This is a genomic window from Chloroflexota bacterium (genome assembly GCA_009840625.1).
Lineage (GTDB): Bacteria > Chloroflexota > UBA11872 > UBA11872 > VXNJ01 > VXNJ01.
Map to the genome: position 1 here is coordinate 210,637 of VXNJ01000010.1, position 25,911 is coordinate 236,547.

The 25,911-nt window shown below is 66.0% G+C and carries 24 protein-coding genes; 11 read left to right on the forward strand and 13 right to left on the reverse strand.

What is annotated here, in order from left to right:
- Genes F4X41_07415 through F4X41_07425 form a run of 3 tightly spaced genes read right to left on the reverse strand, consistent with a single transcriptional unit; the run spans window position 1 to window position 2,161 of the window.
- A complete protein-coding gene (locus F4X41_07415; GenBank protein MYB16843.1) occupies window positions 1–1,038 on the reverse strand; it encodes a Gfo/Idh/MocA family oxidoreductase in 1,038 nt (345 codons plus the stop codon).
- A gap of 13 nt (window positions 1,039–1,051) precedes the next feature.
- Window positions 1,052–1,825, reverse strand: coding sequence for a glucose 1-dehydrogenase (locus F4X41_07420; protein ID MYB16844.1), 774 nt, complete (start codon window positions 1,823–1,825; stop codon window positions 1,052–1,054).
- Between the two features lie 12 nt (window positions 1,826–1,837).
- Entirely contained in the window at window positions 1,838–2,161 is a 324-nt protein-coding gene (locus F4X41_07425; protein ID MYB16845.1) for an NIPSNAP family protein, read from the reverse strand.
- 154 nt (window positions 2,162–2,315) lie between these two features.
- Between F4X41_07425 and F4X41_07430 the strand changes: the two genes are divergently transcribed.
- From F4X41_07430 to F4X41_07440, 3 genes are read left to right on the forward strand one after another with little or no spacing between them, the layout of a single operon-like run.
- Entirely contained in the window at window positions 2,316–3,191 is an 876-nt protein-coding gene (locus F4X41_07430; protein ID MYB16846.1) for a hypothetical protein, read from the forward strand.
- Window positions 3,192–3,211: 20 nt separating this feature from the next.
- The gene (locus F4X41_07435; protein MYB16847.1) at window positions 3,212–3,637 is read left to right on the forward strand and encodes a TrkA family potassium uptake protein; all 426 of its coding nucleotides are present in this window, start codon (window positions 3,212–3,214) and stop codon (window positions 3,635–3,637) included.
- Window positions 3,519–4,331, forward strand: coding sequence for a TrkA family potassium uptake protein (locus tag F4X41_07440; protein ID MYB16848.1), 813 nt, complete (start codon window positions 3,519–3,521; stop codon window positions 4,329–4,331). The genes F4X41_07435 and F4X41_07440 overlap by 119 nt, the downstream gene beginning before the upstream one ends.
- On the opposite strand, the gene F4X41_07445 is transcribed toward F4X41_07440, so the two are convergent.
- The 3 genes from F4X41_07445 to F4X41_07455 form a co-directional block, all read right to left on the reverse strand.
- On the reverse strand, window positions 4,328–5,266 hold the full coding sequence (locus F4X41_07445; protein MYB16849.1) for an NAD-dependent epimerase/dehydratase family protein: 939 nt from the start codon (window positions 5,264–5,266) through the stop codon (window positions 4,328–4,330). The genes F4X41_07440 and F4X41_07445 overlap by 4 nt on opposite strands.
- A gap of 66 nt (window positions 5,267–5,332) precedes the next feature.
- Entirely contained in the window at window positions 5,333–6,430 is a 1,098-nt protein-coding gene (locus F4X41_07450) for a mandelate racemase (protein MYB16850.1), read from the reverse strand.
- Between the two features lie 183 nt (window positions 6,431–6,613).
- On the reverse strand, window positions 6,614–7,357 hold the full coding sequence (locus F4X41_07455; GenBank protein ID MYB16851.1) for a class I SAM-dependent methyltransferase: 744 nt from the start codon (window positions 7,355–7,357) through the stop codon (window positions 6,614–6,616).
- A 149-nt stretch (window positions 7,358–7,506) separates the two neighbouring features.
- On the opposite strand from F4X41_07455, the gene F4X41_07460 reads away from it, so the two are divergent.
- From F4X41_07460 to F4X41_07470, 3 genes are read left to right on the forward strand one after another with little or no spacing between them, the layout of a single operon-like run.
- Window positions 7,507–7,905, forward strand: coding sequence for a hypothetical protein (locus tag F4X41_07460; GenBank protein ID MYB16852.1), 399 nt, complete (start codon window positions 7,507–7,509; stop codon window positions 7,903–7,905).
- Window positions 7,906–7,910: 5 nt separating this feature from the next.
- The gene (locus F4X41_07465; GenBank protein MYB16853.1) at window positions 7,911–9,353 is read left to right on the forward strand and encodes a sulfatase-like hydrolase/transferase; all 1,443 of its coding nucleotides are present in this window, start codon (window positions 7,911–7,913) and stop codon (window positions 9,351–9,353) included.
- A 60-nt stretch (window positions 9,354–9,413) separates the two neighbouring features.
- The gene (locus F4X41_07470) at window positions 9,414–9,887 is read left to right on the forward strand and encodes an isoprenylcysteine carboxylmethyltransferase family protein (protein MYB16854.1); all 474 of its coding nucleotides are present in this window, start codon (window positions 9,414–9,416) and stop codon (window positions 9,885–9,887) included.
- A gap of 133 nt (window positions 9,888–10,020) precedes the next feature.
- Here F4X41_07470 and F4X41_07475 read toward each other — a convergent pair whose 3' ends face one another.
- From F4X41_07475 to F4X41_07485, 3 genes are all read right to left on the reverse strand, one after another.
- A complete protein-coding gene (locus F4X41_07475; GenBank protein ID MYB16855.1) occupies window positions 10,021–11,172 on the reverse strand; it encodes a Fic family protein in 1,152 nt (383 codons plus the stop codon).
- A gap of 319 nt (window positions 11,173–11,491) precedes the next feature.
- Complete coding sequence (locus F4X41_07480) at window positions 11,492–12,577, reverse strand: Gfo/Idh/MocA family oxidoreductase (protein MYB16856.1); 1,086 nt, start codon at window positions 12,575–12,577, stop codon at window positions 11,492–11,494.
- A complete protein-coding gene (locus tag F4X41_07485) occupies window positions 12,574–13,494 on the reverse strand; it encodes a cupin domain-containing protein (protein MYB16857.1) in 921 nt (306 codons plus the stop codon). Before F4X41_07485 ends, F4X41_07480 begins: the two co-directional genes overlap by 4 nt.
- On the opposite strand from F4X41_07485, the gene F4X41_07490 reads away from it, so the two are divergent.
- Together F4X41_07490 and F4X41_07495 are read left to right on the forward strand one after the other, a co-directional pair.
- Entirely contained in the window at window positions 13,469–13,903 is a 435-nt protein-coding gene (locus tag F4X41_07490; protein ID MYB16858.1) for a hypothetical protein, read from the forward strand. The genes F4X41_07485 and F4X41_07490 overlap by 26 nt on opposite strands.
- 30 nt (window positions 13,904–13,933) lie before the next feature.
- Window positions 13,934–15,763: a hypothetical protein gene (locus tag F4X41_07495; protein MYB16859.1), complete on the forward strand. Its 1,830-nt coding sequence runs from the start codon at window positions 13,934–13,936 to the stop codon at window positions 15,761–15,763.
- On the opposite strand, the gene F4X41_07500 is transcribed toward F4X41_07495, so the two are convergent.
- A complete protein-coding gene (locus tag F4X41_07500) occupies window positions 15,760–16,569 on the reverse strand; it encodes an SDR family oxidoreductase (protein MYB16860.1) in 810 nt (269 codons plus the stop codon). The two genes, F4X41_07495 and F4X41_07500, sit on opposite strands and share 4 nt — an antisense overlap.
- Before the next feature lie 251 nt (window positions 16,570–16,820).
- On the opposite strand from F4X41_07500, the gene F4X41_07505 reads away from it, so the two are divergent.
- Window positions 16,821–18,134: a hypothetical protein gene (locus F4X41_07505; GenBank protein MYB16861.1), complete on the forward strand. Its 1,314-nt coding sequence runs from the start codon at window positions 16,821–16,823 to the stop codon at window positions 18,132–18,134.
- A gap of 58 nt (window positions 18,135–18,192) precedes the next feature.
- On the opposite strand, the gene F4X41_07510 is transcribed toward F4X41_07505, so the two are convergent.
- From F4X41_07510 to F4X41_07520, 3 genes are all read right to left on the reverse strand, one after another.
- Entirely contained in the window at window positions 18,193–19,947 is a 1,755-nt protein-coding gene (locus tag F4X41_07510; GenBank protein MYB16862.1) for a sodium:proton exchanger, read from the reverse strand.
- 87 nt (window positions 19,948–20,034) lie between these two features.
- Window positions 20,035–21,153: a PQQ-dependent sugar dehydrogenase gene (locus F4X41_07515; protein ID MYB16863.1), complete on the reverse strand. Its 1,119-nt coding sequence runs from the start codon at window positions 21,151–21,153 to the stop codon at window positions 20,035–20,037.
- A gap of 251 nt (window positions 21,154–21,404) precedes the next feature.
- A complete protein-coding gene (locus F4X41_07520; protein ID MYB16864.1) occupies window positions 21,405–22,823 on the reverse strand; it encodes an MFS transporter in 1,419 nt (472 codons plus the stop codon).
- 292 nt (window positions 22,824–23,115) lie between these two features.
- Here F4X41_07520 and F4X41_07525 point away from each other — a divergent pair, with 292 nt between their 5' ends.
- Window positions 23,116–24,540 (forward strand): amidase, encoded by a 1,425-nt coding sequence (locus F4X41_07525; GenBank protein MYB16865.1) that lies wholly within the window; start codon window positions 23,116–23,118, stop codon window positions 24,538–24,540.
- A gap of 85 nt (window positions 24,541–24,625) precedes the next feature.
- A complete protein-coding gene (locus tag F4X41_07530; protein MYB16866.1) occupies window positions 24,626–25,900 on the forward strand; it encodes a serine hydroxymethyltransferase in 1,275 nt (424 codons plus the stop codon).
- Window positions 25,901–25,911 lie beyond the last annotated feature (11 nt).

Consider the following 25,911-nt stretch of genomic DNA (forward strand, 5'->3'; position numbering starts at 1 on the left):
TCAGTTCGGCCCGGGCAGGAATTCTCCAACCGAGACCGCCCGGCGGCTGTGCCCGGTGGCCCGGGCGGCAAACATCAAGGCCACGCTCTTTAGGTTGTCGGCGAAGGTGCATTCGGGTTCTATGTCGCGCTCCAGCCAGTTAAGGAACTGCTCGAGCACCCGGGCGTGTCCCTGGCGCGGATCCTCGCCGACCGGGATCTCTTCCTCGACGGCGCCGGCGCGAGTGACGACGATGGTGTCGCCGTCAACGCTGGTGATCGCCCCGTCCTCGCATTCGGCCCGGTAGTACTCCCGGTACCAGCTGTTGGGTTCGCCAGCCGATTGCAGGTTGGCCTCGTAGGCGGCGCGGGTGTCGTTGTCGAATTCGATCACGTAGAGGCCGGCGGAATGCCCCTTGAAAGAAGACCAGGCCGGGTTGAACGCGCTGCCGTATACCTGCTGCGGGTCGCCGCCGGTCAGGTAGCGGAGCATGTCGAGGTGATGGATCGAACCGTCCAAGACCATCGGGTCGTCCATCTCGTGGCGGAACGGGTTGGGCCCGCCCCATGACCCGTAGGCGCGGTAGTCGTCGGCGAATCTCGCCTGCACGTACTGCAGGCGCCCGACCCGACCTTCGCGCAGTAGGTCGCGGAACCTGAGCATCCGTTTGGTGTAGCGGTAGTTCTGCACAACCTGGCAGCGGATTCCGGACCCGGCCACCGCCTTGGCCATAGGCGCGAGCTGGTCGAGTTCGGAGGTAATCGGCTTTTCCATCAGGACCGGCAGCCCGGCCGCGCAAGCCTCCAGCAGTGGTTCTAGGTGGTACCAGGGCTGGGTCGTTATCAGACAGAAATCTGCGTCCGCATCGGCAATCGCGGTCCTTGCGTCGGCGTAACGCCGCTGGGGCGGCAGCCCCAGGCGGTCGCCCAGGGCATCGCGGGCCGCCGGAACGATGTCGCAGACTGCCCCGATACGGGCGCGATCGGCAACGTGAGAGAAGAACCGGGCGGCATAGGCGTTGCCTATCCCGCCGGCCCCGATCAGGAGCGCCGATTTCATGGCGTTGCGGCTGCTAGGCCCCCATCCAGCCGCCGTCGACCGGGATTACGTGGCCGGTGACGTATTCGGAGGCAGGAGAGGATAGGAACACTGCCGTTCCGCCAAGATCGGCGGGCTCGCCCCAGCGCCGCATGGGCACCCTGGAAAGCACCCACGAAGAGAACTCGTCCTGGTGGTAACGGGCCTCCGTCATCGCGGTGCGGATGTAGCCGGGGGCAATCGCGTTGACGCGGATCGGGGTCTCGGCCAATTCGGTGGCGATCGCCTTGGTCATCTGGGCCACGCCGCCTTTGGACGCCCCGTACATCGAATTACCGGCCATGCCGATGAAGCTGGTCAAGGAGGCGGTATTGATGATTCGCCCGTAGCCGCCGGACAGCATCGGCCCGATCGCGTATTTCATGGCAAAGAACGCCGCCCGCAGGTTCACGTCGTGGACCGCATCCCAGTCGTCGGGAGTGGCCTCGGCGATCGGCAGGCGGCGGTTGGTGCCGGCGTTGTTGAAAAAGATGTCGAAGCGCCCCAGCTCCTCGGTCGGCAGCTGCATCAGGGACCGGACCTGGTCCAGGTCGGAGACGTCGGTGGGCGCGACCACAACCCGTCGGCCCATTGCCCGTATGTCGTCGGCGACCGATTCAAGCTGCTCCTTGGACCGGGCGGCCAGCACGACGTCGGCGCCGGCATTGGCAATCGCCCTGGCAAAACCGCTGCCGATGCCGCGGCCGCCGCCGGTGACAAGCGCCACCTTGCCGGTCAAGTCAAAGGGATTCCCAAGCTCCCAAGCCATAGCCGGAGACCCTTAGGCGAGCGGGGAGTAGTCGGTCGGCCGCATCAGGCGGTTCTCGACCCAGGACACGAATTGCCCGTCGGCTTCGGTCTCGGCCTTGACCCGCTGCCATTCGGGGTCGCTGATGAATGCCCCCCACTTGGCCTCGCGGTCGGCCATGTCATTGAAGCGGATGATGTAGGTGAGCCGCTGGTTGTTGCCGACCAGCTCTTCCCAGAACCCGACCACCTCAATGCCCAGGCGATCCCAGATCGCCAGCGTGTGGTTGCGGAAGCGGGCATGTAGCTTGTACATTAGACCCGGTTCGGTGTAGTACTCGCGAAGTTCGTAGAGCATTGGACCCTCCGCTTCAAATCCAAATAAATCGTAAGCCGAGCGGCCGGATTCAAACCGGCTGTCGGCGCCCCGGCAACCACCCTAGACCTTGAGCCAAGACGTTTTGCAACGGTCGGCACCCGACAACCCGCACAGCCGCCGCAAGATCGGCCAAGTGCGCGACTTCATCGCCGCGCGCCTGGCCGGCGAACCGAGCTTTCGGGGCGCGGTCGTAACCGATTCGGTCGCCCACGGGGACGCCCGCGCCGATTCCGACGTGGACATGTTCCTGCTCTTTCGCCCGCTGGACCTGGCAGTAGTGCCGGGCGATTTCGTCTGGTCGCCGCGGCTCGAACGCTATTTCGGGCGCTCCGAGCAGCTGCCCAAGGACCCTGACCTATTGCACATGGACGCGCAGCGGGTCGACCTGGATCGCCTGGCGGCGGGCGAAGCATCCGAACTCGAGCGCCACCTGCTGGCCGGCGGCCTGCTGGTCTGGGAACGTGACGGCTCCTGTGCCGAGATCCTGGAGCGGGTCTCCGAATATCCCGCCCGGCTGCGCCGCGAGCGTCTCATCGATCTCTACTACCAGGTCAACTACCACCTGCGGCCGGCCAAGGCGCTGGCCTGGTACGAGCGCGGCGACGGGCGTCTGGCGCACGCGCACTTCGCCGCCGGGATCGACTACTTCCTCAAATTCATGTTCGCCTGGCACGGCGCCTGGCTCACCTGGCCCAACAAGCGCGTTCAGTACCTGCGCGCCCGCCCCGATCCGGTCGGCGGATTCGAGGAATGCCTGGGGCAAATCATGCTGGTGCGGGACTTTGGCGAGGCGGAATTGAATCGACGGATCGGCGCCCTGACCCAATACATGGAAAAAATGGAATCGCTTCTGCAAAGCGCGCAGATCCTGCCGCCTGAGGCACCGCTGGACTTCGCCTACGGACAGGCCCATCCCGAAATCGGCCTGCGGCACAGCATGGAGGAATGGCGGCGCGCGAACGCGCAGCGTTTGCGCAAGAATCGGGCGGAACCAAAACCGGATAAATGAACCAGTCGGGGTGAGCCCGGATGAGCGATCGGTCGCGCCGCAAATACGTGATCGTAATTGGCTGCGGGCGCGTCGGCGCGCAGCTCGCGAACCTGCTGGACGCGGCCGGCGACGCGGTCGTGATAGTGGACCGCTCGGCGGATTCGTTCAAGCGTCTGTCGCCCGATTTCGGAGGGTCGACGATGGTCGGCGACGCCAAGAACAGCAAGCTCCTTGAGCGCGCCGGCATCCGGAGCGCCGACGCGCTGGTGACCGCCACCCAGGGCGACAACACCAACATCATGATCGCCCAGATCGCCCAGCGCGTGTATGACGTCCAACAGGTGGTTGCGCGCTGCTACGATCCGGTGCGCTCAGACGCTTACGCCGCGCTCGGGCTGCGCACCGTTTGCCCGACGCGGATCGGCGCGCAGATGCTGCGCGACGCGCTGCAGGATTCCGGCTAGCGCGGTGTTCATCATCGTCTGCGGCGGAGGGACGGTCGGCTACCACTTGGCCCAGGAGTTGCTGGATCGCGGCAACGAGGTGGTGGTGTTGGAGAAAAACCCCGCCCGGGCGCGCGAACTGCACGCCGAACTCGGCGGCATGGTCCTCTCGCACGATGCCTGCGAGGGGCGCTGGCTGCAGGAGGCCGGGGTCAATCGCGCCCAGCTGGTTTGCGCGATGACCGGCCACGACGAGGACAACCTGATCATCGCCCAGCTGGCGATGATGCTGGCCGGCGAGAACTGCCGCATCATCGCCCGGGTCAATGACCCTGAAAACGCGGCGGTTTTCCGGACCCTGGGCATCACCGAAATGGTCAGCGCGACCGATTTGGTGCTCTCGATGATCGAACGCGACGTGAGCACCGGCGGCGGGGTAGTCCACCTGATGCGCCTGCAGGAATGCGGACACGAACTGGTCGAGTTCCGCTTCGCCCCCGAGTCGCGCGCGCTGAGTCGCCCGCTGCGCGAACTAAAGCTTGCCGATCACGGCTGCAGTGTCTGCGCGGTCATCCGCGGCGGCAAGATCATTCCGCTGGAACCGAACCTGGAACTCGAAGTCGGCGACGAAATGGTCGCCCTGGTCGAGATCGACCGGTTCGACGAGGTTCGCCAGTACCTGATCGACCCGGAATTTAAGGTGGAGGTCTCCTAGCCGCGGACCCCGCTGGCGGACTGCCGCCGCGCCCAGGCGATAGTGCGGTCCAATCCTTCGCCGAGAGGAATCCGGGGGGCCCAGCCGAGATCCCGCGCCGCGGCGCTGCAATCCAGCGCCATGTGGCCGACCTCGCCGGGGGAGAGCTCGGCCAATTCCGGTTCGACATCCAACCCCAGCCGGTTGCTGATTTCGTCGAATATTTGCCGGACCGAGGTCTGCCGGCCGGACCCGATGTTGTACGGCCGCGGCGCACCGCGCTCGGCCGCCAGCAGGATCGCTGCAACCACGTCGTCGACGTAGACGTAATCGCGCGTCGGCAGCCCGCGGCCGCGCAGCTGCGGAATCTTGCCGGTAAGCATCCGGTCAAGGAAGATCGTGACTACCCCGACCTCGGAGCTGGCGTCCTGGCCGGGACCGTAGATGTTGCCCGGGCGGACGATCGAATACGATAGCCCCCGCGTGCGCCCCAGAAGATCCAGGTACAGCTCGGCGCAGTATTTGGACAGTCCGTACGGGGAGACCGGCGCTGGCGGATAGTCCTCGCCGACCGGCAATTGGGCTGCCGCCGGATCGCCGTACATGGCGCCGCCGGTTGAGACGAACACGAACCGTTCCGCCCCGGCCGAGAGTGCCGCCAGCGCGGTAGTCAGGGTTCCGGCGGCGTTGACGTCCAAGTCGAACGCCGGATCCGCGTGGGCCCGACGCGGGTCGGCCTGGGCGGCCAGGTGATACACGATCTGCGGCCGGAAATCCCCCGCGATTTCAAACATCGCGGCCCTATCGCGCACGTCGGCGCGGACGTGGTCGACCGCTCCATCCACCGGGCCGGGGGCGGTGTCGACCACCAGGACGCGGTCGCCGAGCGCCGCCAGGCCGGAAACCAGGTGGCGGCCCAGGAAGCCGGCCCCGCCGGTCACCAGACTGCGTTTCAAAACGTTGTCCGCCCCGCCCGAGCGGACCCGATGGCGGCCCCGTCCATCAGCGCGCGATTGACCCGGTCACGAAATCGTGGCGGTGTACTCGCGCCGCACCAAGTCCATATCGATCTCGTAGCCCAGGCCGGGGCCGGTGGGAGCGTGCACGACCCCGCCGGTCATGTCGATGTCCTCCACCAGCCCGTACATGTTGGCCCCGGTGCAGGGGAAGAACTCGAAGAATTCGCAGTTCTGGACGGCCATCGTCACGTGCAGGTTGGCCACGTTGTTGAGCGAATTGCCACCGTGGTGGATCTCGCACTTCATGTTGAATCCCTCGGCCAGGTTGCACTGCCGCAGGAGCGGCGTGATTCCGGCGGTCACCGCCACGTCGCCGCGCAGGTAGTCGGTGGCGTACTGGGTAATCCAGGTGGCCATCCCGTAGAACCGGCCCGGCGCCGACTCGGTGCTCATGATCGGGATGTCGAGTTTCTGGTGCAGCTTCACGTAGCTGTAGATGTCCTCCTCGACCAGCGGGTCTTCGTACCAGTAGAAGTCCAGCTCTTCGATCGCCCGGCCCACCCGCAGGGCGTCTTCGTACTGGTAGGCCCACATCGAATCGAGCATGAGTTTCATATCGTCGCCGACCGCGTCGCGCACCACCTCGCAGAGCCGGATGTCGGCGGCCGGCTGGCCATGCGGATGAATCTTGTGGGCGGGCCAGCCCTGCTCCTTGAACCGGAGCGCCTCCTCGACGTACTCGGCGTCGGAATCCCAGTGCGCGGTCGAGGAATAAACCGGCACCGAATGGCGGCAGGTGCCCAGCAGGCGGTGGATCGGCTGGTTGGCGATCTTGCCGTTGATGTCCCAGAGGCAGATGTCGACCGCCCCGATCGCCTGGACCGAAGCTTTCCGGTTCTGCTTCCACATCTCCCACCAGATCGCGCCGATGTCCTGCGGGTCGCGGCCCAGCAGCAGCGGCTTGAGGAACTTGACGAGCCCCTTGGCGTAGTGATCGGCACCCACATGCAGGCTGCCGAGGAAAGCGTTGCCGGTCACGCCGGCATCGGTCTCCACGCTGACCAGGCCGAGCTGGCTCTCGCTGAACTGGGTTCCGACGCCGGTTTGCCACGGCTCGGAATGCCAAGTGAAGAGATCCACCTTAACGTCGGTGATTTTCAATTTGTTGCTCCTTTAGGCCCATCGCGGTCGGGAGGAATCGCGAGTCCGGGGAATCGTTACCGCCCGCCACCGATCGCCGGAATCATTTTGCTACGCCTCGGCCGGCGGAGCGCCATTCCCCGGGCTGGCGCCCGGCAGGCGTCGGGCACGTGCCGTCGGCGCTGGTGGCTGCATCTCCGCGGGCTAGGAGTCGGCGATTCGCCCTCCCTGGGCAAATATGAAGAACCGGGCCGTGCGCTGCACCTGAATGTCCCAGCCGATTCCGGCCAGCCGCTGCCGCAGCCATCCGGGTTCGAAGTAGCGCTTGACGACATCAAAGCGCCGACCGTCGTTGAGTTCTCGCCGCTCGGTCTCCGGAGTCCCCGCCAGGTCCCCGATTCGACTGGAACCGGTCGATTCGGCCGAATCGACGAAGAAGACGCGCCCACCGGGCAGCAGGGCGCCGTCAACCAGTTCCCAGAAGCTGTCGAAGCGAACCTCGGGAACGTGCGAGAGCCAGAATCCGAAAAACACCGCCTCAAACCGGCGTTCGGGAAGCCATTCCCATATGTCGGACTGCAGGTACTCCAGCTTCGCCGCATCGCTCCCGGCGGCCGCCATGCGGGCCCGGCAGCGCGCGAGCATCTCGCTGGAGGCGTCGATCACCGTAACCTGCTCGGCGCCGGCGGCCAGCTGCGGGGTCCACCAGCCGGTGCCGCAGGCGATTTCGAGGATCCGGCCGCGTAGGCCGAATTCATCGAGCGCCGCGCGAACCTGGTCGGTCTCCTCGTCCCAACTCCGCAGAAAGCGGGGACCGCGGTCGTATTTGCCGGCGCGCAGCCACCACTGGTCGTATTCCGGCGAGCGTGCCCGGTAGTAGGCCATCTGCTCGTCAAGCAGCGCGGCCGTATCTCGGCCCGCCGGTCCCGGCCGGCCGCTCTTTTGCATCGATCCCGAATCGCGGCCGGAGCGGTTATCCGGATCGCGGCTGCCACCGCTGCTCACCGGGTCCGGACCGCCGGAATTGGCCCGGCCGACGTTCGACCGGTTACGGACATGAACCGCCGCCCGATATCCGCAGAATTGGAAAAGCTCCCATGGATATTGACTTTGCATTCCTTTGCGACCATGCCGAAAAAGCCGGCAAGGTCTCGGCCCTCGGCATCGGATTCGACACAATCTACGCGGCCGAGCTTCCCCAGCGCCACCATCGACTGTGCGTGGTCGCGCGATTCAGGGCCCACAAGACCGAGGCCGGGCGCAAGCGGGTTCAGTTTGACATCATCGACGCCGACGGGGGCGAACTGGTGAGCATCAAGGGGGCGATCGAGATCCCCGAGCCGACCACCAAGCTGGAAACCGCGCAGACCCTGATATTGAATTTCGACGATCTGGAGATCCAGCGCTACGGCCCCCATTCGGTCCACATCCTGGTCGAGGGAATCGAAATGAAGCGGATCGGCTTCAGCGTGCTGGTACCGCCCGCGGAGGGTTGAGCACGATGAACGGCCCGAACGTTTTGCTGATCCTCGCCGACGACATGGGCTACGGCGATTTCGGGGCGTTCGGCAACGACCTCATCCGGACACCCCACCTCGACCGGTTGGCCCGGGAGGGGTTGTGCCTTACCCAGCAATACGCCGGCTCGCCGGTGTGTTCGCCATCGCGCGCGGCGCTGCTGACCGGCCGCTATCCGCACCGCACGGGCGCGATCACCCCGCAGGAAACGCGCGGCCTTGACCGGATCTCGCCCCGCGAGGTGACTCTGGGCGATGCGTTCAAATCCGCCGGTTACGCCACCGGGCTCGTCGGCAAGTGGCACAACGGGGCGCTCGATCCGCTGCACCACCCCAACGCCCGCGGATTCGATGAATTCGTCGGGTTTCGCGGCGGCTGGGCCGATTACTACCGCTGGCGGCTTGACGTTAACGGCACCTTCCGACCGACCGACGGACGCTATCTGACCGACGTCCTGACCGAGGAAGCGCTGTCGTTCATCGCCCGGCACGAGGCCGACCCTTTTTTGCTGGCCGTGATGTACAACGCGCCGCATTCACCGCTCCAGGCGCCCGAGCCCGAAGTTGCACGTTACGAGGCCATGGGGCTCTCGCGGGGAGTGGCGCTCACCTACGCCATGATCGAGGTCATGGATCGCGGGATCGGACGGATCCTGGAGGAAATCGACCGCCGCGGCCTGACCGAGAACACGCTGGTGATGTTCAGCTCGGACAACGGTCCCGCGTTCCGATTGCGCGACGACCAGGTACCCGCAGGCGTCAGCGTCGACACTACGCGGTTCAACTGCGGGTTCAGCGGTTGCAAGGCGCTGGTCCTGGAGGGCGGCATCAGGGTGCCGATGTTGCTGCGCTGGCCCGACGGCCTGCCCGGGGACGGCCTGCGCGTCGGGGAAATGGTTCACTTCTGCGACTGGCTGCCGACGCTGCTTGACGCCGCCGGGATCGAGCGGCCCGGAGGCCTGCCGCTGGACGGTGCGAGCGTGCTCGGGCAGCTGCGCGGAGAGGGCTCGCGGCCGGCGCCGGCCCGCTTCTGGCAGTGGAACATGTATCAGCCGATCGCCGAAACAAATGCCGCCATGCGCGACGGCGACTGGAAGCTGGTGCGCCCGGTTCTTGACATCGGCTACCGGACGGCGGCCGACGAGGCGGCCTTCCGGCGTTATGTGGAGACCGACATCGAATACAAGTACCACCCCGAGAACGTCACCGGATTGATGGATGATCCCGATCCGCGGTTGGTGATCCCCGACCCGCCGCCGCCGCGGCTCTACAACATCGCCGAAGACCCGTTCGAGGGTACCGATCTGGCCGCCGAACACCCGGACCGGGTCGCGATGATGGGCGCCCGCCTGCAGGACTGGTTCGAGGCGGTTGACGAAGAAAGAACCCGTGCCCACGAACTCACGCTCGCCGAACGCTCCGGATAACGAACTCCCCGGTACCAGTACCGGCAGGTCCTCCGAAACCGACCGGGCCCCGCGGTCGCCATGATGCTGTATCTGAAGTCCGCCATCTTTGCGGTCATTTCGCAGGGCGTTTTCGCGGTTCTTGTGCCGCTGCTGCTTGCCGGCGATAGGTCCGTGTCGGCCGGCCCGGCGGCCGCGGCCGCCGGGCTTTTGTTCGCCCTGGGCGTTGCCGTGTATGCGCGCTGCGCGTGGGACTTTGTCCGGTTCGGCCGGGGAACGCCGGCGCCCATGGACGCTCCCCGGCAATTGGTCACGCGTGGTCTTTACCGGTACGTTCGCAATCCCATGTACTTGGCGGTGCTGGCCATCATTGCCGGCTGGGCGGTGCTTTTTGGGTCGGTCGCGGTGGCGATTTACGGGGTTGCGATATTTGCCTTTTTGTCTCTATCTCTTCGCATATACGAGGAACCGCGCCTGGCCAGGCAGTTCGGCGACGAATACGCGGGATACTGCGAACGGGTCGGACGCTGGCTGCCGCGCAGGCGGAATCCATAAACAGCGGCAAAATCAAACGTCGCTGGCCCTGCGGCATGGTTTGCAGCCCGAGATTGGAATCCGCCCTCACCCGCTACCGGCAAACGAGCCAGCTGGTTTCGATCAGCTTCCTCGCCCGGAAAGCGGCGCCTGCTCAGCCAAAGGGTTCCGGCCACGCCGTGAACTGGTCCATGATCTCAAGCTGGGCGCGGACAATGCCGGATTCCACGACGATTAGATCCATATCCTCGAGCTCACGCAGGTCGCGGCGCAGCGTCCGGGAACCGACGTGCCGGTGGATTAACGCAAGCGGATGGTGTCCGCCCAACAGGTCGGCGAAGGCAACCGTTCCAGAACCGAGTTCGAGCAGGAATGACAATTGACGTTCGCCGGGAGACGTCCCGAGCCTTCCCGCGATCCGCAACCGGTCGATCGCGTAGTCGCGGAATGCGCTGATTCGTACCTTGTCGATCAGCGTTCTGCGCACTTCCTCAAGCTCGGCAATCAACCCCTCGAGTGCGAAGTCGATGAACGGGCCGATGTCGGGGTCCGATTCGAATCGGACTTGATTCAACCGGTTGACGTATTCGTTTCGATTCTGGTAGTAGAAGTTGGCCAGCGAGTAGAACCCGGTCACGTTGATGCGTGCCTGAAAAAGCAGGTAACACTCGACGGCCCGTGCGGTGCGTCCGTTGCCGTCTCCAAACGGGTGGATGCTCACCAACAGGAAATGGGCCGCGACCGCCCGCACGATCGGGTCCAGGGACCGGCCCCTGCCGCGATTCAGCCAGTCCATGAATCCAGTCATCAGACCCGGGATCTCACCCGGCGCCGGGTAGCGAAAAGAACCCCCGCTCTCGACGGCCGAGTGGCGGCGGTACCTGCCTGGATCGTTGTCGGGGTAGCTGATGTATTGGCTAAGGACCTGATGGAATTCGCGGATCAGCTCCTCGGTCAGCGGCCGGTCGGGCTCGGCCGTCAATAGTCCCTGGATGCGTTGTATCAGCGCGTAAGCATTCCGCACCTCAGTCTGTTCGCGCTCACGGCCGACCGGCAGCACAGGGGCGCTAGGTTCGGAATTGACTACATCTGCCACTTCCTCTTCGGTGAGTTCGACCCCTTCAATTCCGGTCGTGCCGCGGACTGCCCTAATGATGTTCAAGTTGTTCAGGCGCTCGCGCACATGCGGAGGGATGGGAATGGCAGTCAATACCTGAGTGACTGCGCAGATCGCGGCGATTTTTTCGCGCCGCCCTTGGCGGGAGAGGTCCGCAACTAAGTCGAAATGGACCTTCCAACCCGGCATCCTGATCCTCCAAGTACGTTGACAATGTCAGTGACACTGTCACGAATCGTAATGACCGTCAATTGGACAACGATAAGTGGACATTGGGCTGATGATCACGAAAACAGCGGTGACAACGACGGTGACGATGTCACGCTTGACGTCAATAGTCGTTGGACCTCCGGAAACCGAAATTCGGGACACTGCGGATCGAAGAAACCGGATCCCATATCGCCGGCTCACGGCAATTGGTTCCGGCGGATTGACCCTGTCGTGTTTACAGCCCCTGGGCCAAAAATCAGCGCAGGATCCAGGCCGAATGCGCCCGGAGGCTCATTGGCTAGGGCCGATCGAGATGGGCTTTGATGATTTCAATGATCAGATCGATGTCATGGCCGGTTTCACTGATCGGCGAACGGGGCCGCTCGCCGCGCGTGATGCACGCGTGGAAATGGCGTAGCTCGCGGCGGAAGGGGCTTTCCCAGTCCAGGGCCGGCTCGGTTGAATACGTCGAACCTGATTTGTCGATGCCGTGGATGCGGATCCGGGAGTGCGCGCGGGAGAACCCGGTTTCGTAGGAGATCAACACGCGTTTGCGGGGGCTGTAGACCTCCAGCGTTTCGTGAAAGTTCCACAGGTCGGGGAGATCTACCCAGGTGGCCACGCAGCGAAACCCCGGAGCGTACTGGAGGGTGGTTGATACGGCCAGCCCGTCCTGCCAGATCTCGGTGCTGGCTACCGTTGCCGGCCGCCCGAACAGGGCGCGCAGCCCGTATAGATCGTGGATCAGGCTTCCCGAAAGGAGCCCGAAGGCCCGAATGATCGCCGGCTCGACTTCACCAATCGCTTCGTGAATCGCCGCCGCGCGGGCGGCGCTGTTTTGCTCGACCACCGCCGGCGGGACATCGTCGAAGCTCCGAGTGCGGAACTGTGCCACGTGCAGGTCATTTCTCGGGTGCAGGTGGTTGACCTGCACGAAGCGCACATCCTTCATCGACGAAACTTCGCCCCGGGCACGCTCAAAAGCCGGTTCGTAGAGCTTGGTGTAACCGGCCAGGGCGACTTTGCCCGCGCTCGCGACCGCCTCGTTGATGGCGCTGGATTCGGCCCGCGAAAAGCAGATCGGTTTTTCGACCAAGACGTGCTTGCCGGCCTCCAGGCAGTCGATGATCGCCGCAGTCTTCGGATCCGACTGGCACAGCAGGACCGCGTCGATGTCGGCGGCCAGCATCTCGCGGTGATCGGTGAACTTCAAGGGCACGTGGAACAGCCGGGCGGCGTGGTCGACCGCGCCAGGGGAAACGTCGCAGACCGCTCTCAGTTCAAACTCCTCGGCCAATTCGGACAGGAACGGGAGGTGCTGGACCTGGGCGATGGCGCCGCAGCCGATGACTCCGATCCGGACCCTGGGCTCGGCCGCAGTCATGTTCGGCCCGCCCGCGGGGCGACGTGGTTCCAGATGTCCGCCAGTTCGGCCGACCGTCGGTGGACCTCTGACAGCGCGTCCCAGATCAGGTCGCGCCGTTCGTCGGCGCCTTCCAGGTCGCCGGCCTCGATCGCCCGCGTCAATTCCCCGGAATTGGCGGACTGGACCGAACCGGCGTGCTGGGCCGAGTCCCGCAGTGCCCTGGTCGCCGACTGCAGGCGGTTCAGGAGTTCTTGCAGCGGTGTGGCGCTGTCGGTCCGGTGACCGTACGCTGCCGACGGCGCGAAGCGGTGCGGAAGCCGTTGCCCGTCCGATCGCCAGAAGGTGTGCGTCGGCTGGATATGCGGGGTGACCGAAAGGTACATGGTCATTGGCTCCTCGCCCAGCGCGCGGACCGAGTGGAGCTGGTCGACCAGGGCGACGCAAAGCTGGCCCGGACCAACCTCGGCCACCTCGCCGGCGATTGTGAATTCGGCCCGGCCGGAGAGCACCAGGAAAACCTCCTGACCCAGGTCGTGCGAGTGGGTTGCAGCGATCTCGCCGGGTTCGAGGCGCATGAAGCGGGCGCGGATCTGCGGCGTTACCAGCAGGTTGGCAATGTCGGTCCGGCAATCGTAGACCGCCAGGGGCATCGGGGGCTCACTCTCGGAAACCGGTCGGCACGATATTCTGGGCGGCGCGCGGGGCGCCGGACTCCGGAACGGGCTCGCCGGTTTGGGGCCCGACCGAACCGGCGATTGCCGGGAACCGCATCGCGACCGAGAATCGATCCGATCGCAACTCCGGAACCGTAAGGGGTTTGAGGAGACAAGGGAGGCGGCGGTGGACGGGTTTAAGGAAAGGCGAGGAACCCTGCTGGCGGCGGGCGGGGTGCTGCTGCTCGGGCTGCTGATGCTGGCCGCTGCAATCGCCGCCATTGTCGAGCGCGAAGCCGAATTCCCGAGAGGGTCGGCGGAGGCCTTGGTGCAGGAATATGAACTTGCGGTCGCCGCCGGCGATTGGGACGCCGCCTACGCGCTGCTGTCCGACGAGCTCCAGCAGGCATGCCCGCTGGAGGACAATTTGCCCTTCCGCGATCGAAGCTCCGCCGACGCGCGGGTCACGCTGCAGGGAACCGAAATGGTCGGCGACACCTTGATCGTGACGGTCCGGGTGACCGAATCAGAGTTTGAGGGGCCGTTTGCCGCCAATCAGTGGACCCACGAGCGCCGGTATCGGCTGGTCGGTGGTGACGGGGCATGGCGGTTCAGCGAGTATCCGCGGCCGTTTTACGGCTGCCCGGATCCGCCCGCGCCTCCCGAAGCGCCGGTTCCGCCGCAGCCGTGACCGGGCCGGGCGCAGATTGAGAGCGAACCGATGGACCTAGACGTGGCGCTGGCGTTTCTCGTGCTGCTCTCGCCGCTGGTGATAGCGGTGGCGATCGCGTTTGCGATCTCCCGCCGGAGGGCTGCGGGCGCGGCCAACGGGGGCGAGCCGATCGCCGTGTCGGTGCGCCGCTGCTATTTCTACCTGGCCGCCCTGATCGGGCTCCTGGTCGGCGCCGGCGGGGTCTACTACATAGTTCGGTTCGCGCTCGAGGGCCTATTCGGCGAACTGGTGATCGCGGCCTCGCGCGAGCCGCTGGCGATTGGAATCTCGCTGACGGTCGTCGGACTGGCGGTGTGGGGGATCCACTGGCGCCATATCCAGCGCTCGCTGGACCGCCCGGCCGAGGCCCAGGCGCTGCTGCGCAGCCTGTACGTCTATCTGGTGCTGGCCATAGCCGGCGTATTCCTGCTGGTCGTCGCCTACGAGATCGTGCGTTGGTTGCTGGAGATCGGGCGCGGCGGGGAATTCGATCCCTCGGCCTGGTCGTTCGCCATAGTCTGGGGCGCGGTGTGGGTATACCACTGGCACGTCGGCTCGGCCCCGGTGTCGGCCGGCCCCGGCGTGGCGGCGCGGCGCTTTTACGTCTACGGCTCCGCTGCAATCACCCTAATCATCGGCGCCACCGGGGTCGGAATGGCGGTATTCGCAGTCGTTGATGCCGGCTACCAGGCGGCATTCGGACCCGGCGATCTGCTTTCGACCGACGCCCGGCTTTGGGGAGACACCATGGTCTCGGGATTGGCATTGGCGCTGACCGGCGGTGCAGCCTGGAGCACCCATTTCCTGTACTTCGGCGCCGGTTCGGGGGATTCGGCGCTGCGGCAGGCGTATGTTTACGCGGCCGCACTGCTTGGCGGTTACCTCTTGTCGATGATCGCGGTTACCGCCGTCGGCGTGATGCTGCTTACCTGGCTGATCGGCAACCCGGCCGAAGAAACAGCGTCGCACTTTGCGGCCACGCCCAACTGGATCGCGACCCTGGTCGTCGGGCTGGCGATCTGGGTCTACCACCGCGCGATTCTGCTGCGAGAAGTCGATGAATCGCCGCTGGCAGCGGTCTCCGGGTCGCGGGTCTACACCTACTCCCTGGCCGGGTTCGGGTTGGCCGCTCTGTCGGCGGCGATCGGCATCGCGACTGCGCACCTGGCCGAATCGCTCCTGCGATCTGACGAGGGGATCCTGGTCGGCGCCGGCTCGCAGCTTGACCCGCTCGCGACCGCGATCGCCCTGGCCCTGGTCGGGGCACCGGTCTTCCTGGGGTACTGGCGGCTCGCGCAGCAGAGGGCGGCGCTCCCGGGTGGTGAAGAGCAATCGGCGGTGGCGCGCAAGGTATTCGTTTTCAGCGTTCTCGGCGCCGCCGCGCTCGTCCTGACCGGCAGTCTCAGCTTCCTGCTGTACGTCCTGCTAAACGATGTCCTGGCCGGGGTTTTCGGATTGGAGTTCCTGTACGAGGGCCGCGGCGCCGTCGGGGCGACGGCGGCGACGCTGCCGTTCCTGCTTTACTTCTGGCACATAAACCGCAACGACCGGGAACTCGAGCCGGCCCGGGCCAAGCCACGGCGCCGATCGGTGACGGTGCTTTCGGGCCCCGGCGCCGAAGGAATAGTCGCCGATATCGAGCGGACGCTTGGTTACCGGGTCGAGACCTTTGCCTGGGCCGAAGCCGAAGGAACGGCCGGGACCATGGAGCCGGAGCAACTACGGGAACTGGCCGAACGGGTTTCCGGAGCGGGCGGATCGAGGGTACTGATCACGCTCGATTCAAGCGGTGCCCGGGTACTCTCCTACGGTGGCCGGGCGGGAGCGGACGGCGGCTAAGTCTGTGCCCCGGCGCCGCCGGCCCAGTTGCCCACGGCCAGGATTCCGCCATCGACATCGACGTGACTGCCGGTCATGAACGAGGCCTGCTCGCTGGCCAGGAACAGCGCTACCGCGGCAACTTCCTCGGGTTGACCGACTCTGCCCAGCGGATGGTCTTCCCCGTAATCGAGGAGCGCCAGATCGATGTCGCCGCCGACGTGGGTGGTGGCGGCGCGAACCAGCGGGGTGTCGATGGTCCCCGGGCAGATCGCCAATACGCGGATGTTGTCGCGGGCGAAATCGATCGCCAGCTGCCGCGTGAGCGATAGGTCGCCGCCCTTGCTGGCCGCATAAGCCGAAACCCCGGGCATCGACTGCAGGCCCTGGACGCTGGCGGTGTTGATGATCACCCCGCCGCCGCGGGCCCGCATGTGCGGGATCGCGAACTTGGCCATCAGGAAGCGGCTCTTGAGGTTGACCGCGATGATCCGGTCCCAGAGGTCCTCGTCCAGTTCGACCGCGTCCACGTAGGAATCCGGGGGCTGGATTCCGACGTTGTTGAAGACGATGTCGACGCTCCCGAACGCTTGCACGGTCGCATCCACCAAGGCCTTGCAGTCGGCGCTGTGCCCCATGTCGGTTTGAACGAATAGGCCCCGGCCGCCGCCGCCCTCGATGTCGGCGAGCGTGCGCCTGCCCTCAGGCTCGTTTATGTCGGCGATCACGACCGCCGCTCCGGCGCGCGCAAAGGCCAGGGCGCCGGCCCGGCCGATGCCCAGCGCGCCGCCGGTGACGATCGCGACCTTGCCCGAAAAATCAGTCATCGTCTCAGCTTTCCCGGCTGGGATTTTGTTGATGCCGTTCATTCTGCGGTTGGCGGTAAAGGTCCGGCGCGGGCGCGCCGCTAGGACTGGCAGCCGACGCGCCGGCGACCGATCCGGCCGGGCAATAGGATGATCAGGCGCGGACAACGACCGATCCGGCCGGGCGATTCCCCGGGGCGGGTGCGTCGAGGCCTGTGGCGCAACGTCGCGGGGTCGTCGTGCGGCGACCCGGTCAAGGTGAGGAGGGACAGATGGTAGGTCCGACCGACGATTCGGCGCACGTTAACCGGGTCTGGCAGTACCCGCTGTTCGAGGCCCTGTACGGGCGCCGCTCGCGCCGTTTCGGAATGGGGTTCGAACTGGACGAAGGACCCTTCCGCTACAAGTCCGAACAGCCCCCGCTGCCGCTCGACCCGCTGGAGGAAGCGCTGCTGGTCGCCGCCGGGATGGGGATTTCGGGAACGGTCCTTTCCGACCTGGCCCGCCCGGGGGCGATGATCCGCGGCGCGGGCCGCACGTTCGGGAGCGCGCTTTCGGTCCATCGGACGCAGTTGTTCCTGACCAACGATTCCGGGGTCTACGTTATGGACTTGCAGGATTCGGCCGCCAAGCGCATGCGCGAGGTCGAATCGGAGGGCGATCGGTCGCAAGTCGTGGCGCAGTACCTTAAGAACCGCCGGAAACTAAAGGACGGCCGGCTTGACATTCCGCGTCGCGCGCCGCCCATGTTTGCCCACAACTACTGGGACAACAACCGTCCGGGCTGCACCCTCTTCATGCCGGTTTGCGACGTAAGCGCTTCGCTGATCAACCTGACCATCCAGATGGTCGACGGCGAGGGCGGCCGGTTCGCCGGGGGTACCGGCGGCGGGTTCTACGTGGTCGACGATCGCTACGATTTCCGTCCCGCCGGGACCCAGGAATGGGCCGATAGCGGTTTCCTGGACAAGAAAAAAGCGCTGCCGCTGTCGGTCCTGGAGCGGGAAGCGATCTACTTCACGTTCAACGAGGCGGCGATCGCCTGCCAGAACATGTTCCTGGCGACCGAGGCGATGGGCCTGGGCGGGTGGATGCACTGCGGCTTCCTGTCCCTGGAGGTCCTTGAGGAAATGGGGTTTCGTACGGTGGCTCCGAAGGGGATGCAGCTGGTACGCAACCCGGTGGGAATGGACGGGGTGTTCGAGGGCTACTGCCCGCCCTATTTCGCCGACATGGACGCCGCCGTGGATTCGATCATCGCGGGCACCCGCGGCGGACTCGGCGAGTTCCTGGAGCGCGGCGGCCAAGTCCCGCACACGATTTCCAACGAACGGTACGAGTCCGGCATCCCCGACACCAGCCCGGAGGGGGAAGCCTGCGCCAAGGCAGTCTGCAACTACATCTACGACACGTACGGGAAGTTTCCCGGGACCGTCGACACCATGCACCTTATGTGGTTCATGCAGGTCCACCACCTGGATCTTGACTTCTACGACAGGTTCTTCAAGCCCGGCGCCTACTCGCCGACGCACCGCGATCACCTATCGACCTGGCACCCCGACTTTCAGCCGGCTGAACCGGCATGAACGGCCGTGCCGGCGGCCCCTCCGGAGGGCATCTGGCCGCGGAGTCGAATGCTCCCGGCTAGCGCGTTTCGCGGTCAGCCGAGTCGATCCACGATCCGGTCATGTCGGTAAGGTTCTCCGACTGCGTCAGGATCAGGGCGCGGCTCAGCTCGGTGCGGATCGACGTGCCTTCCAGGCCCAGGGTCTTGAGCACGCAGGCGGCCATCTCGGCTCCGCTCTCGAGCTCCTCGCAGACGACGTGGCCGGCGCCGAGCCGGAGCAGCTGGTTGCGCTCGCGCAGGTTCCGGGCCCGGGCCAGGATCGGCAGCTGCGGCGACTCGGCATGGGCGGCCACCACGGCGCGCTGAATCGCGGACGGATCATCGATGAGCAGGACCATCACGCGGGCGAACTTGATCCGGGCGTGGGCCTGGGCTTCCGGGCTGGTAATGTCGCCGTAGTAAACCGGTTCGTCGCGGGCCCGGCCGGCCCGGACTTTCTCGGTGTCGAGTTCGAGCACCAGATATGGAAAACCGGCCTGGTCCAGCGTCTGCGCCAGCAGTCGTCCGGCGACCCCGTACCCGGCGATCACGACATGGTCGCTTAGCGTCGAGTCCCGGGGGGTGGCTTCATCCACGCCGCGGGCGCGCAGCAGCCGCGCGAGCGGGCGCAGCATCGCCTCCCCGGCGTGCAGTCCCCCCGCCCAGTGCATCAGCAGCCGCGACAGCAGGATGCTCAGCACTCCGGTCGTGACGATGAGGCTTACCTCGGAGGATTCGATCAAACCGGCGCTGGCACCGAGCAGCAGGACCACGTAACCGAACTCGCCGAATTGGGCAAGGTGAATGCCGGACCGCCAGGCGACGCCGGCCGGGTTCCGCATCGCCAGCGAAGCCAGCGACGCGATCAGCGCCTTGCCGAAAACCAGGCCGGTGACGATCAGGATGGCCAGCACCGGCGATTCGACGAGGACTCGCCAGTCGAAGATCATCCCCAGCGAGATGAAGAAAAAGCTCGCGAACGCATCGCGCAGGGGAATGATGTCGCTGGTGGCACGATGCCCGTAATCGGTGTCGGCCAGCAGCATGCCGGCCAGGAAGGCGCCCAGCGCAAACGAGAGCCCCAGCTGGTTCATCCCCCAGGCCGAACCGAGCGCAACGGCCACGATCGCGAGCAGGAACACCTCGCGCGTGCGGGTGGCGTCGACGGCGCGGAATATTCGCGGCACCAGGTACTTGGCCACCGCCAGGGTGGCCACGACCACGATCGTGGCCCGGACAATGGCCCAGGAAGCATCAAGCAGGAAGTACTGGCTCGAAGTCCCGGCCAGCACCGGAATCAGCACGGTGAGCGGTATCACCAGCAGGTCCTGGAAGATCAGGGCGCCGACGATGAACCGGCCGTGCGGTGCGGCCAATTCGCCCCGCCCGGACAGGACCCGCAGCACGAGCACCGTGCTGGAGAGCGCCACCGCGAGGCCGAAAACGATTCCGCGCTCGGCGCTTTCGCCGGCGGCCATCAGGATCGCCAGGGTTGCCGCGGTCGTGATGCCGACCTGCAGCGAGCCCCCGACCGCGACCGCCTTCCAGATGAACCGCAGCCGCGAGAGGGAGAATTCCAGCCCGATCGCAAACAACAGCAGGATGACGCCCAGTTCGGCGATCTGCTCGATGCGGTTGGTGTCGCCGATCAATCCGAGGCCGTGCGGACCGGCAATTGCGCCGGTCACCAGCAGGCCGGCTATCGGCGGGAGCCCAATCCGGTGCAAGCCGAGCGTGGTCACCACCGCCAACGCGCCGATGATCGCCAACTCGCCGATGAATTCGTGGTTCAAATCGAAGCCCCGGGCCCGGTCAGCGGGCCGCGCACCCTCCTAAATCGTAAGTTGGGCCCCGGCGCGGACAGCGCCGGACGACCGCGGTCAACCCCGCGAATCGGCTTCCGAGAACCCGTACACGCGCCCGGTGAACGACAGGACGTAGAGCTCGCCGTCGGGGCCTTCGGCGAAGGAGGCGATCTGCAGGTCGGTGTCGGCGATCAGGGCGTGCGCGGTGACTGACCCGGCTTCGTAGCGAAGGGCCCAGATCTTGCCCGAACAGAAATCGCCGTAAACGTAGGCACCGTACAGCGACTGCAGGCGCGATCCCCGGTATACGTACCCACCGGTAACCGAACAGCCGTCCTCGCGGCCGTACTCGATCACCGGCAGCGTCAGACCGTCGCGGCTGCATTCGCTTGCCCCGTAGCAGTCGAATCCTTCTATCAGGTTCCAGCCGTAGTTGGCGCCAGGCAGGATCAGATCGATCTCCTCGTAGAGGTTCTGGCCGACGTCGGCCGTCCAGAGATCGCCGGTGAGGCGGTCGAACGAGAACCGCCAGGGGTTGCGCAATCCCCAGGCCCAGATCTCGCCCCGGGCTTGCGGATCGCCGGCGAAGGGGTTGTCCGGCGGGACCGAGTACAGGCCTTGCTCGTCGAGGGGGGCAACGTCTATGCGCAGGATCGATCCCAGCAGGGTCGCCTTGTTCTGGCCGTGCCCCATCGGATCGCCGGCCCGACCTCCGTCACCGAGGGCGACGTAGAGGTAACCGTCCGGCCCGAACGCAATTTCACCGCCGTTGTGATTCGAATAAGGCTGACCGACTTCCAGCACCACCAGTTCGCTCGCGTGGTCGACCTGCCCGCCCACTGCGGTAAACCGGGAAAGGATCGAGCGTCGCGGCCCGGCGGCGGAGTAATACACGTAAAAGTGGCCGCTGTCGAGGAATTGAGGGTCGAACGCCAGGCCGAGCAGCCCCTCCTCGTTGCCGGCCCGGCTGACCCGGTCGGTTATGTCCAGGAACACGCGATGCGAATCGGCGTTCGCGTGGTTGGCGACCGAGACGATGCGGCCTTCCTGCAGAACAACGTAGAGGCGGCTCGGATCGCCGGCCGGATACTGCATGCCGACCATGCGCTCGAAAGCAAGGGCCGGAAAAACGGGCACCAGGTCCACGCTGCCGAGCGCGGCCGGGCGGATCTCGGCGGCCTCCGCCGCCGGCAACGGCCCGGCCGGGGGAGGGTCGGCAATCGGTTCGCCGGGGGGTGCCGGGGCCGAGGCTGGCGCGGTCTGCGGCGGCGGGGCTTCCGACCGTTGATTTGGCTTTTCCGCAACCGGCGCGGCCGGTCGCGGGGATTGCTCGGGCGTCGGCCCGTTGCAGGCGCCCAGAAACAAGCCGCTAAGCCATAGGCCCGCTGCCGCCAATGCCAAGCGGCGCCATGATTCCGACCGGATTGACGGCGTCAGTCGCTTGCTTATTGACCCAACTCCTGGACCCGTCCGGCGATGCCGCGCCAGGCGATCGCAAATAAAAGCGCGCTAACGAGGGTACAGCAGCTGAAAAAGATCCCCATTGCCGAGTAGCCGCCCAGCGCCAGCGCCACTCCGCCTAGTGCCGACCCGAGCATGATCCCGGCCGAATAGCTCACCTGCATCAGGCCGGTGATCGCGCCGCGGTGTTCCGGGGCCAGATCCAGGACGGTGGCGTTGAGCGACGCCGAGCGCAGACCTACCCCGAACGACCACACCGCCGACATGGCGATCGCAAACCCCGGACCGACCGGGAAGTTGAGCAGGATCGCCAGCGGGGGCGAAAAGATGACGCTGGCCCCCACCAATGCCCAACCGCGGCGCCGGGCCGGGATGCGGCCGGAAATCCAGGTCGAGATCATCGCGACCGCCGGCCCGACGGTGAGCAGCAGTCCGACCTGATCGGGCGAGAGTCCGTAGGAAAAGGCCACGAACGCCCCGAAATACACGTCGATGCCGTAGCCGCCTACTACGAACACGATGTTGGCGATCAGGGTCAAGGTAGTCACCCGGTCGCCGATCAGGTGCCGGTAGGCACCGGCCATGGTGGTGATGACAGCCGGCAACGAGCCGGGCCGGGTCGTCCCCCGCGGAGTGACGGACCAAGCCAGCACCAGGGCGGCGACCGAGACGAGCGAACCGGCCGCGAACGCGGCCGACCAGTGGAACGCCTCGGCCAGGAAACCCGAAGCCAGCGGGCCGGCCAGAAACGCAAACCGGGAGATTACCAGCAGCCAGGCGATGAGCCGATCGCGCGGCTGACTTTTGAAGAGGTCGCCGACGGTGGAGAAGATCTGCGGAAACACGATCCCGTTGCCGAAACCGAGCAGCGCCGCGCCGATGAAAAGGGTCGGAATGCCGGGGAAGAGCCAGATCAGACCCGCCCCCAGCGTGCGCACGGCGATTGCGACCAGGATTACCGGGCGGCGGCCGAGCGAATCGGCCAGCGGCGAGATCAACAGCGCGGCGGCGACCGAGAAGATTGTTTCCACCGTCAGCGACTGGGCCACCAGGGCCACCGAGGTCCCCAAGTCCGCGGCGATGAACTGCGGCAGCGGTCCGTAAATGCGCCGCAGCACCACCATCGCAAACATCACGTACATGAATGCGGGGGTAAAGAGCGGACTCAGCCGGACTGCGGGTTCCGGCTTGTCGGGCGCGGTAGTGGTCGAGATGGCGGGCGGGGCTGGGACCTTGCGGTTGGCCGCCATGATTATGCGGCTCGGAGGGGCGATGGCGGCGGGTGGAGATAATGCCGATTGCCCCACAAATTCACCTACATTGGCGCCGTTTGCCGGTCCACCCTGACCCAGGTGTTCATGGTCAGCGCCAAAGCCCGACGAAGAAAGTTGCAATGAGACCATGCGGCCCGATCGGCCTCAAACATGAATTTGCCGAGTTCGATTGCGGGATTGGCCAGAACCAAATCCGGCCATGGTTCGGACTCGGATTTGGGGCCAGTCCGGACAAGGGGTGCGGGGCCCATTTCACTCGTATGGGGCAACATCCCGCCGGCAGCCGGGTAGCGCCCTGCGCGCATGAGCGCGCAGCGGGAGGAGACATCCCGCTCCCTTCCCGGGTTCGCCTAATGGTCAGCGTGGCATCCCGCTTCGCCCTTAGTCCGGGGTGGGACGAACCCCGCCGACCGCCGCTCTGATGATGTCGGAATTGTGCGGAACTGGGGCTCGAGAGCTGGCGCGATTGGTCGCCCGGCGCGAGGTTTCGGCCGTCGAGATCATGCATTCGCATTTGGCCCGGATCACGGCTGCGAATCCGCGCCTGAACGCCATCGTCACCCTTCTTCCCGAAAAAACACTGCTCCGGGAAGCGGAGAAGGCCGATCAGGCGGTGGCTGCGGGCGACCAGCTCGGCCCGCTCCACGGCCTGCCCGTTGCCCACAAGGATCTGACGCTCACGCGCGGCATCCGGACGACCTTCGGGTCGCCGATCTTCGCTGACTTTGTCCCGGAAGAGAACGCATTGATCGTGGAGCGATTGCGGGCGGCGGGGGCGATCACCGTTGGCAAGACCAACACGCCTGAATTCGGGGCCGGCTCGCAGACCTTCAACCAGGTCTTCGGACCGACCCGCAACCCCTTGGACGAATCCAAGACCTGCGGCGGCAGCAGCGGCGGTGCCGCGGCGGCGCTCGCCTCAGGAATGGTCCCGATAGCAGATGGCAGCGACTACGGGGGCTCGCTGAGGAACCCGGCAAGTTTCTGCGGGGTCGTGGGCCTGCGGCCAACGCCCGGCAGGGTCCCGGCCTGGCCCGACGCCGCGCCGTGGTTTCCGGTTCCGGTGCAGGGGCCGATGGCCAGAAGCGCGGCCGACGTCGCGCTGATGCTGAGCGCGATCGCCGGACCGGATTCGCGGGCGCCGCTCTCGCTGGCGGAACCCGGAGAAGCGTTCCGGCGGCCGCTGGACCGGGACTTTGGCGGCGCGAGGGTGGCCTGGAGCATGGACTTCGGCGGCCTCCCCTTTGACCCGGTGGTTCCGGCGTCGCTCGCCCCGGCGCGCCGCGTGCTGGAACGGCTCGGCTGCCACGTTGATGATGCGGGTCCGGACATGGATGGCGCCGCGATGGCGTTCGATCGCTGGCGGGGCTGGTTCTTCGAGTTCAACTGGGGCCCCCTGCTCGACCGGCACCGGGCGGACATGAAGAACACCGTCATCTGGAATATCGAGCAGGGCAGGGTCCTAGATGCGCAGGGGCTCGCCGAGGCGACCCGTTGCTGGACAGGAGTGCTTGATCGAATGAACGCGTTCTTTAAGCGCTACGAGTTCCTGGCCCTGCCGGTCAGCCAGGTGCCGCCATTCGACGTCGAGGTGGAGTACCCCACCGAAATCGCGGGTGTTGCCATGGGCAACTACACCGAGTGGATGGGATCATGCGCCTGGATTTCGCTGCTCGGAACTCCGGCCGCCTCCGTACCGGCCGGCACGACCCCTGAAGGACTCCCGGTGGGACTACAGATAGTCGGCCGGCCGCGCGACGATTTCGGGGTCCTCCAGCTCGCGCATGCGTTCGAAAAGGAGATGCGGACGGCAGGTCAGGAGACGCGGCGAAGCAGCCCACAGTGAGCCGCGCCTATGGCTACCGGTCGCGCCGCGACGACGGTAGGGGCAATAACATTGGTCGGATTTGCCAGAACGGCCGGATGACACCTTGAAAACCCCCACCGCGACCCTTGCCGACCCGGGGCTTGCAACAGTCGATCCCGAGGTCAACGCCGCTCTGCGGTCGGAGGAGCATCGTCAGGTCAACGGGCTGGAGTTGATCGCCTCCGAAAACTATGCTTCGCGGGCGGTGATCGAGACCCTGGGCACGGTGTTTACCAACAAGTACGCCGAAGGGTATCCGGGCCGGCGCTACTACGGCGGCTGCGAGAACGTGGACGCCGTCGAGCGCCTGGCCCGCGAGCGCGCCCTGGAGCTCTTCGGCGGCGATCACGTGAACGTTCAACCGCATTCGGGTTCGGCCCCAAACATGGCCGTCTACATGGCGGTCCTTGAACCCGGCGACACCCTGATGGGACTCTCGCTGGCCCACGGCGGCCACCTCACTCACGGGCACCCGATGAACTTTTCGGGCGGCCTCTACGACGTGGTTTCCTACGGCGTCGATCCGGCGACCGAGCTGATCGACTACGACCAGGTCGAGGCGGTTGCGCTCGAGCATTGTCCCAAATTGATCGTCTCCGGCGCGACCGCCTATCCACGCACCATCGATTTCGCGCGCTTTGCCGAGATCGCCGACCGGGTCGGCGCCCTGCACATGTGCGACATGGCCCACATCGCGGGCTTGGTGGCCGGCGGGGTGCACCCCAATCCGGTCGAGCACTGCGATTTCGTAACCAGTTCGACCCACAAGTCGCTGCGCGGACCGCGCGGCGGCCTCTTAATCTGCCGGCAGGAGCATGCCAAGCAAGTCGATCGACTCGTGTTCCCCGGCATCCAGGGCGGCCCGTTCATGAACGTGATCGCGGCCAAGGCGGTCGCCTTCGGCGAGGCCCTGCGTCCGGAATTTGCCAATTACGCGGAAGCGGTCGTTAGGAACGCGGCGGTGCTGGCCGACTCGCTTTCCGAAGCCGGGCTCAGGGTTGTTTCCGGCGGCACCGACAACCACATCGTGCTGCTTGATTTCGGAGCCGACGGCCCCTCCGGCAAGAAGATGCAGCGGGTCTTGGAAGCGGCCGATATCACCACTAACAAGAACACCGTCCCGCGCGAGACCCGCAAGCCCTACATCGCCTCAGGGATTCGGCTGGGGACTCCGGCGCTGACCACCCGAGGAATGGGGCCGGACGAGATGCGGCAGATCGCAGCCTGGATTGCGCGGGTCGCTGCCGCCGCCGACGAGCCGGAAGAGCTTGCCGAGATCGCGCTGGAGGTCCGTGAGCTAGCGGGCAGGTTCCCGGTCCCGGCGATCGACCGGACCTAAACCGCCACCGC